This is a genomic window from Streptomyces sp. 1-11 (assembly GCF_007176755.1).
Taxonomy (GTDB): Bacteria; Actinomycetota; Actinomycetes; order Streptomycetales; family Streptomycetaceae; genus Streptomyces.
The window spans coordinates 224,953-238,899 of record NZ_BJTV01000011.1; the positions used below are offsets into that span (position 1 = coordinate 224,953).

General features: G+C 73.8%; 13 protein-coding genes. 5 read left to right on the forward strand and 8 right to left on the reverse strand.

Features of this window, described 5'->3' with window-relative positions:
• Positions 1 to 4: 4 nt before the first annotated feature.
• Complete coding sequence (locus TNCT1_RS23875) at positions 5 to 373, reverse strand: GntR family transcriptional regulator (RefSeq protein ID WP_216856679.1); 369 nt, start codon at positions 371 to 373, stop codon at positions 5 to 7.
• A 71-nt stretch (positions 374 to 444) separates the two neighbouring features.
• Between TNCT1_RS23875 and TNCT1_RS23880 the strand changes: the two genes are divergently transcribed.
• A complete protein-coding gene (locus TNCT1_RS23880) occupies positions 445 to 1,374 on the forward strand; it encodes a GNAT family N-acetyltransferase (protein ID WP_174266424.1) in 930 nt (309 codons plus the stop codon).
• On the forward strand, positions 1,355 to 1,855 hold the full coding sequence (locus TNCT1_RS23885) for a DUF402 domain-containing protein (protein ID WP_143635543.1): 501 nt from the start codon (positions 1,355 to 1,357) through the stop codon (positions 1,853 to 1,855). The genes TNCT1_RS23880 and TNCT1_RS23885 overlap by 20 nt, the downstream gene beginning before the upstream one ends.
• 36 nt (positions 1,856 to 1,891) lie before the next feature.
• Here TNCT1_RS23885 and TNCT1_RS23890 read toward each other — a convergent pair whose 3' ends face one another.
• Positions 1,892 to 2,512 (reverse strand): bifunctional 2-polyprenyl-6-hydroxyphenol methylase/3-demethylubiquinol 3-O-methyltransferase UbiG, encoded by a 621-nt coding sequence (locus TNCT1_RS23890; RefSeq protein ID WP_143635545.1) that lies wholly within the window; start codon positions 2,510 to 2,512, stop codon positions 1,892 to 1,894.
• Between the two features lie 112 nt (positions 2,513 to 2,624).
• Between TNCT1_RS23890 and TNCT1_RS36705 the strand changes: the two genes are divergently transcribed.
• Positions 2,625 to 2,759 carry a hypothetical protein gene (locus TNCT1_RS36705; RefSeq protein WP_143635547.1) on the forward strand — a complete coding sequence of 45 codons (135 nt, stop codon included), beginning with the start codon at positions 2,625 to 2,627 and terminating at the stop codon, positions 2,757 to 2,759.
• Positions 2,760 to 2,796: 37 nt separating this feature from the next.
• On the opposite strand, the gene proP is transcribed toward TNCT1_RS36705, so the two are convergent.
• Positions 2,797 to 4,290: a glycine betaine/L-proline transporter ProP gene (proP, locus tag TNCT1_RS23900; protein ID WP_143635549.1), complete on the reverse strand. Its 1,494-nt coding sequence runs from the start codon at positions 4,288 to 4,290 to the stop codon at positions 2,797 to 2,799.
• Positions 4,291 to 4,560: 270 nt separating this feature from the next.
• Here proP and TNCT1_RS23905 point away from each other — a divergent pair, with 270 nt between their 5' ends.
• Positions 4,561 to 5,559, forward strand: coding sequence for a lytic polysaccharide monooxygenase (locus TNCT1_RS23905; RefSeq protein ID WP_143635551.1), 999 nt, complete (start codon positions 4,561 to 4,563; stop codon positions 5,557 to 5,559).
• A 58-nt stretch (positions 5,560 to 5,617) separates the two neighbouring features.
• On the opposite strand, the gene TNCT1_RS23910 is transcribed toward TNCT1_RS23905, so the two are convergent.
• Together TNCT1_RS23910 and TNCT1_RS23915 are read right to left on the reverse strand one after the other, a co-directional pair.
• Entirely contained in the window at positions 5,618 to 6,478 is an 861-nt protein-coding gene (locus TNCT1_RS23910) for a triacylglycerol lipase (protein WP_143635553.1), read from the reverse strand.
• Between the two features lie 174 nt (positions 6,479 to 6,652).
• Complete coding sequence (locus tag TNCT1_RS23915) at positions 6,653 to 7,099, reverse strand: MarR family winged helix-turn-helix transcriptional regulator (protein ID WP_143635555.1); 447 nt, start codon at positions 7,097 to 7,099, stop codon at positions 6,653 to 6,655.
• 84 nt (positions 7,100 to 7,183) lie between these two features.
• On the opposite strand from TNCT1_RS23915, the gene TNCT1_RS23920 reads away from it, so the two are divergent.
• Positions 7,184 to 7,558: a cupin domain-containing protein gene (locus TNCT1_RS23920; RefSeq protein WP_143635557.1), complete on the forward strand. Its 375-nt coding sequence runs from the start codon at positions 7,184 to 7,186 to the stop codon at positions 7,556 to 7,558.
• An 18-nt stretch (positions 7,559 to 7,576) separates the two neighbouring features.
• On the opposite strand, the gene TNCT1_RS23925 is transcribed toward TNCT1_RS23920, so the two are convergent.
• From TNCT1_RS23925 to TNCT1_RS23935, 3 genes are all read right to left on the reverse strand, one after another.
• Positions 7,577 to 8,548: a hypothetical protein gene (locus TNCT1_RS23925; RefSeq protein ID WP_143635559.1), complete on the reverse strand. Its 972-nt coding sequence runs from the start codon at positions 8,546 to 8,548 to the stop codon at positions 7,577 to 7,579.
• A complete protein-coding gene (locus TNCT1_RS23930) occupies positions 8,545 to 12,045 on the reverse strand; it encodes a DNA polymerase III subunit alpha (protein ID WP_143635561.1) in 3,501 nt (1,166 codons plus the stop codon). Before TNCT1_RS23930 ends, TNCT1_RS23925 begins: the two co-directional genes overlap by 4 nt.
• Before the next feature lie 296 nt (positions 12,046 to 12,341).
• Positions 12,342 to 13,244, reverse strand: a complete 903-nt coding sequence (locus TNCT1_RS23935) for a S1 family peptidase (protein WP_143635564.1) — start codon at positions 13,242 to 13,244, stop codon at positions 12,342 to 12,344.
• Positions 13,245 to 13,947: the final 703 nt, after the last annotated feature.

Sequence of the window (13,947 nt, forward strand, 5' to 3'; positions counted from 1 at the left end):
GCCGCTACTCGCCGTAGGCCGCCCGCAGGGCGTCGCGGACGGCGGCCAGGGCGTCCTCCTCCGCCAGCCCGAGCCGGCGCGCCCGCTCCGCGTAGGCCTGCGCGGCCGACGCCGCCTCGCGCACCGCGGCCGGGCCGGCGGCCGCCACGACCGTGCCGTTGCGGCCCCGCGTCTCGATCACCCCGTCGCCCTCCAGCGCCCGGTACGCCTTGGCCACCGTGTTCACCGCGAGCCCCAGCGACTCGGCCAGCCCGCGCACGGTCGGCAGCCGGTACCCCACCGGCAGGGCCCCGGACCGCGCCTGCTCGGAGATCTGCGCCCGTACCTGCTCGTACGGCGGCGCGCTGTCATCGATGTGGATCTTCAGGCTCACAGGCCGATTGTCCCGCACCCGGCGGAAAATGGGAGGCATCCCCGGCGCCCCGGCCCGTACGGTGCCTCCCCATGACAGTGATCGTGCGCGATCTGCGCCTGGACGTGCCGGCCGAGACGGAGGGCTACGCCCGGGTCCGCCATCTCACCCTCCCCTACATGCTGTTCACCCCGGAATCGGTCCGCCACCTCGTCGCCCACAGCCATCCCGACGCCCACTTCCGTTCACTGATCGCCGTCGAGGACGGGGAGGTGATCGGCGCGGCCGGGGTCTCCCTGGCGCACGACAGCCCGGAGCCGGGCCAGGGGTTCCTCAACGTCTACGTGCGCCCGGACCGGACCGGCCGGGGAGCCGGCCGGCTGCTCGTCCGCGCGGCCGAGGAGCACCTCGGCGCCGTCGGCGCGACCAAGCTGTACACCTGGGTCCTCGACGAGCCCGCCAACCGCGCCTTCGCCGAACGGTTCGGCTACGCCCCGGCCAGGCGGGCGCACTTCCTCCGTCTCGACCTGGCGGACGGCACCCTTCCGCCGCTGCTGGAGACCCCGCCGGGTGTCGAGCTGCGCACCGCCGCGGACTACGCGGACGACCCGCGTCCGCTGTTCGAGCTGGACGCGGCGACGGTGACCGACGAACCGGGCATGGTGCCGGTGGAGTTCACCGACTACGACGCCTGGCTCGAGCACAACTGGCGGCACCCGCTGCTGAACCAGGAGCTGACCACCGTCGCGGTCGCCGACGGCCGGCCGGTCGCCTTCACGGTGGCCTACACCGACGGCGCCACCCGGTACACCACCGCGATGACCGGCACCCTGCGCGCCCACCGCGGCCGCGGCCTGGCCAAGCTCGTCAAGATCCACTCGCTGCACCGCGCCCGCGCCGCCGGCGTCACGGAGGCCTTCACGGGCAACGACGCCGGCAACGAGCCGATGATCGCGGTCAACAAGTGGCTCGGGTACGAGGTCTGCGCGTCGGAGGTGCGCTATGTCCGCGCGGCCGGCTGAGCCGTCCGGCCGGGTGGAGGTCGTCCTGGTCAAGGGCGGCCGTACGAAGATCCGCTACCCGGCGGAGCTGCTGCGGGAGGACGGCGCCCGCGTGTCGGTGCGGGCCCCGTGGGCGGGCGCGGGCGTGCGCGACTTCGGGTTCGTGCGCTTCGAGCCGGGTGACGTGTTCACCGAGCACTACTGGCTGGACCGGTGGTACTCGGTGAAGGAGGTCCGGGCCGGGGACGGCGCCCTGAAGGGCTGGTACTGCGACGTCACCCGGCCGGCCACCCGGGCCGGCGCCGAACTGGTCGTCGAGGACCTCGACCTCGACCTGTGGCGCTCCGCCGACGGCACGGACGTGCGGCGGCTGGACGAGGACGAGTTCGCCGCGAGCGGGCTCGCGGAGCGGGACCCGGTGGCCGCCCGCGCCGCCGCGGCCGCGCTGGACGAACTGGAGGCGCTGGCCCGCGGGGGCGGCTTCGACGACCTGCTGGCCTGAAGACCGCCCGGGACCGGCGGCGGGCCCCGTGGGCCGCTACACGCCCGCCAGCACCGCGTACCGCTCGTCGTCCACGGCCCCGCCCCACAGCTCCGGGTCGCCGGACAGCCGTTCCACGCGCGTGTGGCGGGCGACCGGCTCCAGCAGGGCGACGAGCCGGTCGGCGGGTATGCCGACCGGGTCCAGAGTCCCCCAGACGCCCTCGACCAGCACGAACCGGCCCCCGGGCCGCAGCAGGGTGCGCCAGTGGCGCAGGACGCGCTCGGGATCGGACAGCGCCCACAGCACGTGCCGGACCAGGACCACGTCGTAACGCAGCTCGCCCACCGGCGGTGCCGCGGCGTCCCCCTGGAGTACCACCGCGTCCCGCCCGGCGAGCTTGGCGCGGGCCAGGGCGGCCATGGCCGGGGAGCTGTCCACCCCGGTCACCCGGTGTCCCTGCTCGGCGGCGAGGAGCGACAGGCTGCCGGTGCCGCAGCCGAGGTCGAGGACGTCGGCGGGGCGCCCGGGCAGCCAGCCGCGCAGCCGGTCGGCCCAGGCGGCCCGCACCCCGGGGGGCCGCAGGCCGTGATCGGGCTCGTCGTCGAAGGCGGCGGCCTGCGCGTCCCAGTCCACCCCGGCGTCCGTCGCGGCCCGTCGGGCGCTCTCGTTCGTCATGTACCGAAGAGTGACATCCGCCACTGACAATCCGGCATCGATGAGCAAGTCTCCCCAAAAGCGTCTATCTCCGCCCCAACGCGGAACCCGGTAGGCCGGTGAGGAGGCAGCCATGCGCCGTGTGACCCTGCAGAAGCCGCTGAAGAGGACGGACAGCCGCCGGCTCCGCGAAGAGGCGGAGGAGCGCCCGGCGGGGCGTCCGGAGGTGCGAAAGGACATCGCTCGCACCTGGTGGCCCGCCGGGTAGACGGCCCGCGTCCGCCGCTGAGTGGGCCGGCGGGGTCTCAGAACCTGGGGTCGGCGAACTGGACCTGGACGAGCGCGGCGGCTTCCTCCTCCGTCTCGACGGAGGGCGGCGAGCCGGCGAGCGGTTCGTTGGCCGTCTCCTTCATGCACAGGACGGCGACGACGCCCACGACGGCGGCGGCCGTTGCGTAGTAGGCCGGCATGAGGTTGGTGCCGAAGGCGCCGATCAGCGCGGTGATCACCAGCGGGGTCGTGCCGCCGAACAAGGATGTCGACAGGTTGTAGGCGACGGCGAGGGAGCCGTAGCGGACGTGGGTGGGGAAGATCGCCGGGAGCGCCGCCGACATCGTGCCGAGCATCGCCACCAGGGAGAGGCCCATCAGGACCAGACCCAGGGCGATGAGGACGACGCTGCCCTGCCGGATGAGCAGGAAGGACGGCACGGACAGGAAGAGGAATCCGAGCATGCCCGTCATCAGCAGCGGCTTGCGTCCGAAGCGGTCCGAGAGCCGTCCGACCTGGTTGATGACGCACATCTGCAGCACCATGACCACCAGCAGGATCAGCAGACCGTGGTTGGTTCCGTAGCCGAGTTCGTCGGACAGGTAGGTCGGCATGTACGACAGCAGCATGTAGTCGGTGATGTTGTACGCCGCGACGAGCGCGAGGCACAGCAGCAGCGGCCGCCAGTGACGGGTGAAGATCTTGCCGAGGTCTCCGGCGGCCGAGGTCTCCACCGCGTTCGCGGCCTCGGTCGCCTTGCCCTGGCCGCCCTCCAGTTTCCGGAACGCCGGCGTCTCGTCCAGCTTGAGCCGCAGGTACAAACCAATGAGGCCGAGCGGGGCCGCGACCAGGAAGGGCACGCGCCAGCCCCAGTGCAGCATCTGGTCGTCGCTGAGGAAGCTGCTGAGGACGACGACGAGGCCGGAGGCCCCGACGTACCCGGCGAGCGTGCCGAACTCCAGGAAGCTGCCGAAGTAGCCGCGCCGCTTGTCGGGCGCGTACTCGGCGATGAAGGTCGACGCGCCTCCGTACTCGCCGCCGGTCGAGAACCCCTGCACCAGCCGGAAAAGGATCAGCAGGGCGGGGGCCCACAGACCGATGGCGTCGTGCGAGGGGATGAGGCCGATGGCGAACGTCCCCACCGCCATCATGATCATGGTCGCGGCGAGGATGCGCTTGCGGCCGAGCTTGTCGCCGAGCGGTCCGAAGACCATGCCGCCGACCGGGCGTACAAGGAAGGCGACCGCGAAGGTGGCGAAGGTGCTGAGCAGCTGGGCGGTGCCGCTGGCGGAGGGGAAGAAGACCTGGCCGATGGTGGAGGCGAGGTAGCTGTAGATGCCGAAGTCGTACCACTCCATCGCGTTGCCGAGCGCGGCCGCCTTGGTGGCGCGCTTGACCGCCGCCTCGTCGGTCACGGTGATGTCGCTGCGGCGCAGCTTCGGGTGGCGTCGTCGCTCGATCGCGCGGAACAGGGTCCGGTGACGCCTGACCGCTGCGTGGTCCACGGGCTCGTCGTCGGTCGCCGCCATGAACACGTTCCTTTCGCCGTCGTACCCCCTGCGCCTGCACCGATCTCCCGGGCTCAAACGGGCCGCTTCGCCGCGCATCCGTCCGGTCGCCACGCGTCACCTGCCCGCACGGCCGCAACCTGAGCCCAGTCTCAGCCCTCCCTTAACTCCGCCATAAGGATCTCCTGGAACCGCCCTCAGCAGGCGATTTCCCGGCTCCCCGGGGCTAGCTTCGGATCAACCCCACGGGATCCGACCCGCCCTTCGAGGACCGTTCCAAGGAGTTCCGGCATGCCCGCACGCCGCAAGGCCGCCGCCGTCACCGTCGCCGCTCTCGGCCTGACCGCGCTCGCCGCCGTGCCCGCGTCCGCGCACGGCTCGATGGGCGACCCGGTCAGCCGGGTCGCCCAGTGCTACGCGGAGGGCCCGGAGAGCCCGCGGTCGGCGGCGTGCCGGGCGGCCGTCGCGGCGGGCGGCGCCCAGGCGCTGTACGACTGGAACGGCATCCGGATCGGCGACGCCGCCGGGCGCCACCGTGAGCTGATCCCCGACGGCAGGCTGTGCAGCGCCGGCAACGAGGAGTTCAAAGGTCTCGACCTGGCCCGCTCCGACTGGCCGGCGACGAGCGTGCACAGCGGGGTCCGCACCTTCAGGTACCGGGTGACCGCTCCGCACAGGGGCACCTTCACGGTGTACGCGACGAAGCCCGGGTACGACCCGGCGAAGCCGCTCGGCTGGTCCGGCCTGGACCTGGAGCACCCGGTCGCGACGGTCACCGACCCGGTCGCCTCGGGCGGGTTCTACACCTTCACGGGCACCCTTCCCGAGCGCACCGGCAGGCAGCTCCTGTACGCGGTCTGGCAGCGCTCGGACAGCCCGGAGGCCTTCTACTCCTGCTCCGACGTGGACTTCGGCGGCGGTGCCGACGGCGGCAACGGCAGCGGAGACGACGCGGGCACCGGCGGCCCGGAGGGCGGCACCGGCGCGAGCGCCCCCGCGCCGGGCGCCTCCGCCCCCTCCGACGAGCAGATCGAGGCCGGTGCCGGCCGGTCGACGGTCGGGCACCACGGGCACGGGGACGCCGGCGCGAGCGCGTCCGCCCGGCCCACCACGGCGGCCGCGCCCAACCGGCCGGCGGCCGCCGGCGGCGCGCCGGACCTGGCCGAGACCGGCGCCTCCACCGGCACCTCGTACGTCGCGGTCGGCGGGGCGGCGGCCCTGGCGCTCGGTTCGGCGGCGCTGTTCCTCTCCGTCCGGCGGCGCTCGGCGGGCGGCCGGCCGGGCCGCTGAGCCCGGCAGGCTCCGGGGCCCGTCCGGCGGCTCAGGCCGGACGGGCCCCGGCCGCGCGTCAGCTGAAGACCGACGCGCAGGTGGTGGCCGTGGCGTGGGCCGGGTCGAGGGCGTTGGCCACCTCGTGGAAGGCGATCCGGTCGGTCAGCGCGATCGCCACGTGCTCGGACAGGTCGAGCGGGCACAGGTCCTGGAGCAGGACGTTGCGCACGTCGGGGCCGCTCAGGTACTGGTTCCGCCAGGGGGTGGCCACCTCGTCGTACTTGGTGGCGATGACGGTGTAGTGCACTCCGGGGACGGTGTCGCCGCCCGCGTTGAGCCTGGTGAGGAACGCGGAGCCGGCGATCTGGTCGGCGAGGCCGGGGGTGGTGGCCTTGACCAGGTCCTCGGCGCCCGGGAAGTAGGGCAGCAGGTTGGTCAGTCCGCTCAGGTCGGTGCCGTGGTTGTCGGGGGCGAGGCCGACGAGGGCGTTCACCTTGGCGGCGCCGCCGAGGAATCTCAGGTAGTAGCGGGGCATCATGCCGCCCTGGGAGTGGCCGACCAGGTCGGCCTTTTCGGCGCCGGTGGCGGCGAGCACCTTGTCGACGTAGGCGGCGAGCTGCTCGGCCGACTTGTCGATGGGGCCGAGGCCGTGGAAGAGGGGGACGCCGGGCAACTGGCCGTAGTCCAGGGAGAAGACGCAGTACCCGCGGTGCTTCAGGTACGGGGCGAGGGACAGCCAGTTGTCGACGGAGTTGCCCAGGGTGCCGTGGACCAGGACGACCGGGCGGGGGTGGGCGGCCGAGGGCTTGCAAGAGTAGTCGTTCCAGCCCGAGCTGGGAGCGGTGGCGGCGTGCGCGGCGGCGGCGGGGACGACGGCGACGGCGGCGGTGAGGAGCAGCGCGGCGAGGGGTCTGAGCGCTCGTTTCCAGGGCAGCATCGTGTGATCTCCTTGCGGCTCAAGGGAGGTGCGGCGGACGACCTGTCCCTGTGATCCGGATCACGAGGATGCTGTTCACCCGTCAAGTTACGGGCGAGTAGTGCAGGCGTGAAGTTACGCGTCAGTAAAAACTTCCAGTGATAACCGCGAACTCGCCCCGGTGTTGACGGACCGTCACCAGGCAGGCCGAACGGGGCCCTGGGGCGTGATCCGCAGCAGGCGCTCGCGCAGCGCGGCGGCCTCACCCTCGCCCAGCAGCTCCGCCCACGCCCCCACCACCTCGGCGGCCGCCGCCTCCGCGGCCCGCGTGCACTCCCAGCCGCGCCCGGTGAGCACGACGAGCCGGGCCCGCGCGTCCGCGGGGTGCGGGCGCCGCTCGGCGTACCCCTTGCGCACGATCTCCTCCACGAGCTGGCTCGCGGCCTGCTTGGTCACCCCGAGGTGCGCGGCGAGGTCGGTGACGGTGGCACCGTCCGGCGCGAGCCGCGCGAAGGCGAAGCCGTGGGCGGGCCGAACGTCCGTGAAGCCGCGGGCCTCGACCCCGTCGTGGATGCGCTGGACGAGGTCACCCGCGACGGCGAGCAGGGCGGCGGACAGGGCCATGGCTTCGGAGTTCTGCACGCAGGCATTGAAACACCCTTGACGAACCAGTCAACCAGCTTGACCATGTAGTCAACCTACTTGACTAGTTGGACGGAGACCGTCATGCCAGTGGTCCGCGCGGCCGAGGCCGTGACCCACGAGATTCACGGCGCCCGCTTCATCTCGTACGCCACCCCGCTCACCGGGAGCAGGGAGCTGTGCGCGTGGCGGGGCGAGATCCCCGCCGGGACCAGGGCGCCGGCCCACACCGTCGACCGGGAGGAGATCTTCCACCTGCTCGTCGGCGAACTGCTGATCACCCTCGACGGCGACACCGAGCGCGTCCGCGCCGGCGACACGGTGATCGTCGGCGCCGGCGCGACCTTGGCCGTGGAGAACCCCACCGACCACACCGCGCTCTCGTGGGTCACCACCTCGGTGGGTCTCACAGCCCGGCTGGCCGACGGCACGGTCATCACTCCGCCGTGGGCCAACTGAGCCTCCGGCGCCGGGGACTCAGGCGGCCAGCGCCCCCGGCATCACCGCCCGGGGCCCGAACTTCGCCCGGGCGCGGTCCGCGACCTCCTCGACGCGGCGGACCTTCTCGTCCACGGGGTCGAAGGTGAGCTGGTGGGCGGCCTGGTCGGCGGGGGTGAGGCCCTCGGCGCGCAGGGCGAGCGCGCGGACCCGGGCGCGCTGCAGGCCGAGCGACTCGTACATGCCGTAGGCCGCCCTCGTCAGCGCGGCCGAGTGCGCGGTCGGCTCCGCCAGGGTGCGGCTGCGGGTGGTCGAGGAGCGGTCGGCGTAGCGCACGGTGAGGGTCAGGGTGCGGCAGACCTTCTCCACCGCGCGCAGCCGGGCGCCGATCTCCCCGGCCGCGGACAGCAGCGCCCTGCGGTGCCGGGCGGGGTCCAGTTCGTCCAGCTCGAAGGCGCGTTCGGTGGCGAGGGAGCGTGAGACGGCGTTCGGGACGACCCGGCCGCGGTCGACGCCGTTCGCCTTGTCGTGCAGCTCGCGGCCCGCCTTGGCGCCGATCAGCCGCTGGAGCGTGGACAGGGGCGTGCCGGCCACCCGGCCGAGGGTGTCCAGGCCGTACTCGCACAGGGTGCGGGCGGTCGCGGGGCCGACGCCGGGCAGCGCGGCGACGGGCCGGCCGGCGAGGAACTCCGCGACGGCGTCCGGCTCCGCGGGGACGGCGCAGGTCACTCCGGGGCGGGCCTCGCGCAGCGCCATCCGGGCCAGCATCGGGCCCGGTCCGGCGCCGATCAGACAGTCGACGCCGTGCAGCGCGAGGGCGCGGACCCGGATCACCGAGGCCAGCTCCACCGCGCTGCGCCCGAAGTACCGCTCGGCGCCCCGGAGATCGGCCAGTGCCCCGTCCGGCGGCAGCGCCTCCACGACCGGGGTGAACTCCTCCAGCAGCCCGAGCAGCCCGGGCAGGGCCGCCTCGCGCATCGGCGGCTGGAAACGTACGCAGAGGATCGTCATCCCGCACTCCCCGGACTCTGGTGCCACAGCTTCCTTCCCACCGCGGGCCCTTCGCCCGCGGGGCGCAGATCGGCCCAGGGGTGCATCCGGTACCCCGTGGGCATGCGGATCGTCCGGCCGTCCATCGGGTCGCCGGCCGCAGAACCAGCCGGCCGGGGAAGCCCGTCCGAACCGGCGATCCGGGCCCGGGCCGGCCCGCCTCCGTCCTGCGGCGCGGGGCCGTCCGCGGCGCCGCCGGGCGGCCCGGCGAGCCGGGCCGCGACCCCGTCGAGGCCCTCCTCGCGGCGCACCTCGAGCAGTTCGGCGAGGTTCCAGGCGGCCGAGCCCACCACGCTGAGGCTGCGCGGGCCGCGCCGCTGCACCACGCCGCGCACCAGCAGCAGCCAGGAGTGGAAGACGGTGTGCGCGCAGGCGTCGTGGGAGTCGTCGAAGAAGGCGAGGTCGACCAGGCCCGAGCCGTCGTCCAGGGTGGAGAAGATGACCCGTTTGCCGGACCGGATCGGCGGGGTCTGGGTGGCCGCCTTGGCGCCCGCGACCAGCACCGTCTCCCCGTGCCCGGCATCGCGCAGCCGACGCGCGGACACCACGCCCAGCTCCGCCAGGAACTCCCGGTGGTCGTCCATCAGATTGCGCGAGGCGTCCATGGACAGCACGCCCAGCTCGGCGCTGAGCCGCTCCTGCGGGGTCAGGTCGGGCAGGCCGGCCGGCGCGGTCTCGCGGCCCCCGGCGAGCGGGAGCTGGTCCCCGCCGCCGCCCCGGGCGCCCCGGTGCAGCTCGGTCAGGTGCAGTTGCAGGTCACGGCGGTTGGCGCCGAACGCGTCCAGCGCGCCCACCTGGGCCAGCCGCTGGGCGAGCGGACGGCTCGGGCGGGCCCGCTCCCAGAAGTCCAGCAGGGAGGCGTACGGCTGTCCGGCCGCGATCCGCTCCGCCTCGGCCTCGCTGACGCCGTGCACGTCGGAGAGGGCGAGCCGGAGCCCCCACACCCCCGATTCAGACACCAGTTCGATCCTGTGTGCGACCCCGGACACGTTCACGTCCAACGGCAGCACCGGCACCCCGCGCCGCCGCGCGTCGGCCAGCAGCAGCCGCTTGGGGTACATCCCGGGGTCGTGGGTGAGCAGCCCGGCGTAGAACGCGGCCGGGTGGTGCGCCTTCAGCCACGCCGACTGGTAGGTCGGCACGGCGAAGGCCACGGCGTGGGCCTTGCAGAAGCCGTAGGAACCGAAGGCCTCCACGATGTCCCAGGTCCGCCGGATCGTCTCCGCGTCGTACCCGTTCGCCGCCGCGGCCTGCGCGAACCACACCTTGATCCGGCCCTGCGACTCCGCGTCGGACAGCCCGCGCCGGACCCGGTCGGCCTCGCCGCGCCCGCAGCCGGTCAGGACGGAGACGATGTCGATGACCTGCTCGTGGAAGACGACGACCCCGTACGTGTCCTTCAGTGCCTCCTCCAGGTCCGGGTGCGGGTAGCGCACCGGCGCCCGTCCGTGCCGCGCCTCGATGAACGGCCGCACCATGTCGGCGGCGACCGGTCCCGGGCGGAAGAGGGAGATGTCGACCACCAGGTCGTGGAAGGTGCTCGGCTGCAGGCGGCCCACCAGGTCGCGCTGGCCCGGCGACTCGATCTGGAAGCAGCCCAGCGTCTCGGTGGACCGGATGAGCCCGTACGTCGCCGGGTCGCCCGACGCCACCGCGTCCAGGTCGATCCGCTCCCCCGCGGCCCGCTCCACCTCGGCGACCGCGTGCGCCATCGCCGACTGCATCCGCACGCCCAGCACGTCCAGCTTGAGCAGCCCGAGGTCCTCCACGTCCTCCTTGTCGAACTGCGACATCGGCAGTCCCTCGCCGCTGGTCGGCACCACCGGCGTGCGGGCGAGCAGGGAGGCGTCGGACAGGAGCACCCCGCACGGGTGCATGGCGACTCCGCGCGGCAGGGCGTCGAGGCCCTCGACCAGTTCCCAGAGCCTGCCGTACTTCTCCCGCTCCCCCGCCAGCTCCTTCAGCTCGGGCAGTTCCTCCAGCGCCGCGCGGGCGTCCCGGGCCCGGATGTGCGGGAAGGACTTGGCCACGCGGTCGATCTCGGCCGGGTCCATGGACAGCGCGGCCCCCACGTCCCGGATGGCGTGCCGCACCCGGTAGGTCTCGGGCATGGAGACGGTCGCGACCCGCTCGGCGCCGAAGCGGCCGATGATCGCCCGGTAGACCTCCAGCCGGCGCGCGGACTCCACGTCGATGTCGATGTCCGGCAGGACCACCCGCTCCTTGGACAGGAAGCGCTCCATCAGCAGCCCGTGCTCGACCGGGTCGGCGTGCGCGATGCCGATGAGGTGGTTGACGAGGGAGCCGGCGCCGGAGCCGCGGGCGGCCACCCTGATCCCCATCCCCCGCACGTCGTCCACCACCTGGGCGACGGTGAGGAAGTAGGAGGCGAACCCGTGGTGGGCGATGATGTCCAGCTCGTGGTGCATCCGCTCCCAGTACTCGCGCCGGCCGCCGAGGCCGAGCCGCACCATCCCGGCCGCCGCCCGCGAGGCGAGCGCCCGCTGGGCGGTGCGGCGGCCCGCGCCGACGAGGTGCGCCTCGGGGAAGTGGACGGTGCCGATGCCGAGGTCGTCCTCGGGGTCGACCAGGCACTCGGCGGCCGTGGCCCCGGTCTGCTCCAGCAGCCGGCGGGCGGTGTCGCGCCGGAAGCCGGCCGCCGCCACGACCCGCTCGGCGGCCTCCAGCATGGCCGGCGCGTCCTTCAGCCAGGCCTCGCCCGAGTCCAGCTCCTTGCGGGGGTCGATCGGCACCAGCCGGCGGGCGGCGTCCAGGACGTCGGCGACCGGCCCCTGGCCGGGGTCGGCGTAGCGCACGGCGTTGCTGAGCACCGGCCGGATCCGCTGCTCGGCGGCGAAGCCGACGGTACGGGCGGCCAGCCGCAGGGAGCCGGGGCCGGTGCCCGCGCGGCCGTGCCAGACGGCCTCCAGCCGCAGCGCGTCGCCGTAGATCTCGCGCCACGGGGCGAGCAGTCTCGCGGCCCGGTCCGGGCGTCCGGCGGCGAGGGCGCGGCCCACGTCCGAGTCCGGCCCGAGCAGTACGGTCAGGCCGTCGCCGTGGTTGCCCGACCAGGGCAGCAGCGGTGTGCCCCCGCCCTCGTGCGCCGCGGTGACGATCCCGCACAGGTCGGCCCAGCCGCGGGCGCCGTCCCGGGCGAGGAAGGTCACCCGGGGAGCCGACTCGTCGACGAAGGCACCGCCCCGCACGGGGGTGCGGCGCCTTTCCCGCGCGGCGGTCTCCGGCCCGGCCACCGCCAGGTCCACGCCGAACAGCGGGCGCACCCCCGCCCCGGCGCACGCCTTGGCGAAGCGGACCGTCCCCGCGAGGGTGTCGCGGTCGGTGAGGGCCAGGGCGTCCATGTCCCGCTCCCCCGCGCGCACGGCCAGCCGCTCCGGGTGGGAGGCGCCGTACCTCAGGGAGAACCCGGAGACGGTGTGCAGATGCGCGAAGCCCGGCACACGCACCTCCCGCACTCGTGAGCCCCGAACAGCTCTCGAACATCAGTTCCCTACTCCGTCACCCACCATACCTCCATTCTCGAACAACTGTGCGACATCCCGAAGAGCCCCTCTCACCTGCGCAAACACCCGACCGGCCGGGAGCCGCGGGGGCGCCGGCCGGAATTCCGCCCTCCGCAGCGGCATCGCCGGGGCGGCAGGCGAAAGCCCCCGCACGCGAGGAGCGTGCGGGGGCCTGTGCCGTCACGGAGCCGTCACGACCGCGTCCGGCCGTGGGGGCGTGGCAGGCGGTCCCGTCAGTAGACGTGGACCCCGTAGGCGCTGAGCGCCTCGGTGACCGGCTGGAAGAACGTCGTGCCGCCGGAGGTGCAGTCGCCGCTGCCGCCCGAGGTCAGACCGTAGGCCGTGGAGCCGCCGTACAGCGGGCCGCCGGAGTCGCCGGGCTCGGCGCACACGGTGGTCTGGATCAGGCCGGAGACGATGTCGCCACCGCCGTAGTTGACCGTCGCGTTCAGCGCGGTGACGCGGCCGCTGTGGGTGCCGGTCGTGGATCCGCGGCGGTAGACGGTCGTGCCCACCGAGGGCGTCGCGGCGCTGGTGATGTCCTGGCTGCCCACGGCGCCCGACTTGGTCACCGAGCTGTTGGTGTAGCGCACGATGCCGTAGTCGTTGCCGGGGAAGCTGGAGCCCGCCGTGGTGCCGAGCGTGGTGGAGTGCGAGGAGTTCGACCACCAGGTGCCCGCGCCGTCGGTGCAGTGACCGGCGGTCAGGAAGTAGTAGTTGCCGCTGGAGTCCTGGACGTTGAAGCCCAGCGAGCAGCGCCAGCTGCTCGCGTAGATGGCGTCGCCGCCGGAGATGAGCTTGTTGAACTTGCCCGGCGTGCGCTTGACGACGAGGGCGCCCGCCTCGCTGCCGGCCTGCTGCTTGATCTTGGCGATCTCCGCCTGGGACACCGTGCTGTCGACGGTGACGACGACACGGTTGGTCTTGGCGTCCACGGCCCAGGCGGTGCCGGGGATGTCGGCCTTGAGAACGGAGCCGCTCGCCCTGGTGAGCTGGTTGGCGCTGAAGGTGTGGGCGTCGCTGGCGTTCGCGGTGGGGGCGGCGAACGCCGCCGCGGCGAGGAAGCCGGTCGCCACGGCGGTCAGCCGGGTCCGTCTTGCGATACCGCTGCGGGGAGTGGTGCGCTTGATCCTCACGTTTCATTCCCTCCCAGGGGAAGTCGAGGGCCCGCGTGGGGTCGGGGCCCGGTGAGGCGCAGTCAGGGACTTGTCCGGGGTACCGAACAACGCTCATGCCCCTGACAAGCGCTGAGGGGGAGTATTCGGCCGAACGGCCGGTCGGCACAAGGGTGCCTTTCGGCCGTCAAGCTTTGAACCACCTATGCATGCCGCTCTCTTGACACGGGGTCAGGAAGAGGCCCGCGAGGGGTGCCGCGCGCGGCCGGGCGGACGGTGGCGCCGGGGCGGGCTCCGATAGCCGCGAACGCCTCTCCACCGGCGGGGACGAGGCCGCGCCCGCGTCCGCAGGCGCCGCCCGCACACCGGACCGGCCGCGGGGCCCGGAGGCGGCGGGCGCCACACGGCCACCATCGGCCGCCCGCGTCCCGGGCATGGCCGGAATTCACCCCTCCGGATGGCCCTCGCCCCGGACACGGCAGCCCCTGCCGGTCACATCCCAGACGCTTCCGGACCTTGCTCTCGCGGTCTTGGCTCTCGGGAACCTGGCGGTCAGCCGACCGTCCCAGCCGCGGCACTCGTAGCCCGGCCACCCCCGGCCGCGGTCAGCCCCGACCGCACACCGAAAGCCGCGCCCCGGCACCCAAGTCCGAACAATCGCAGCCCGAGCAGCACTCGCAGCCCTGACACACCCGGACCGGGCGGTCAGCCCCGACCGCCCCCG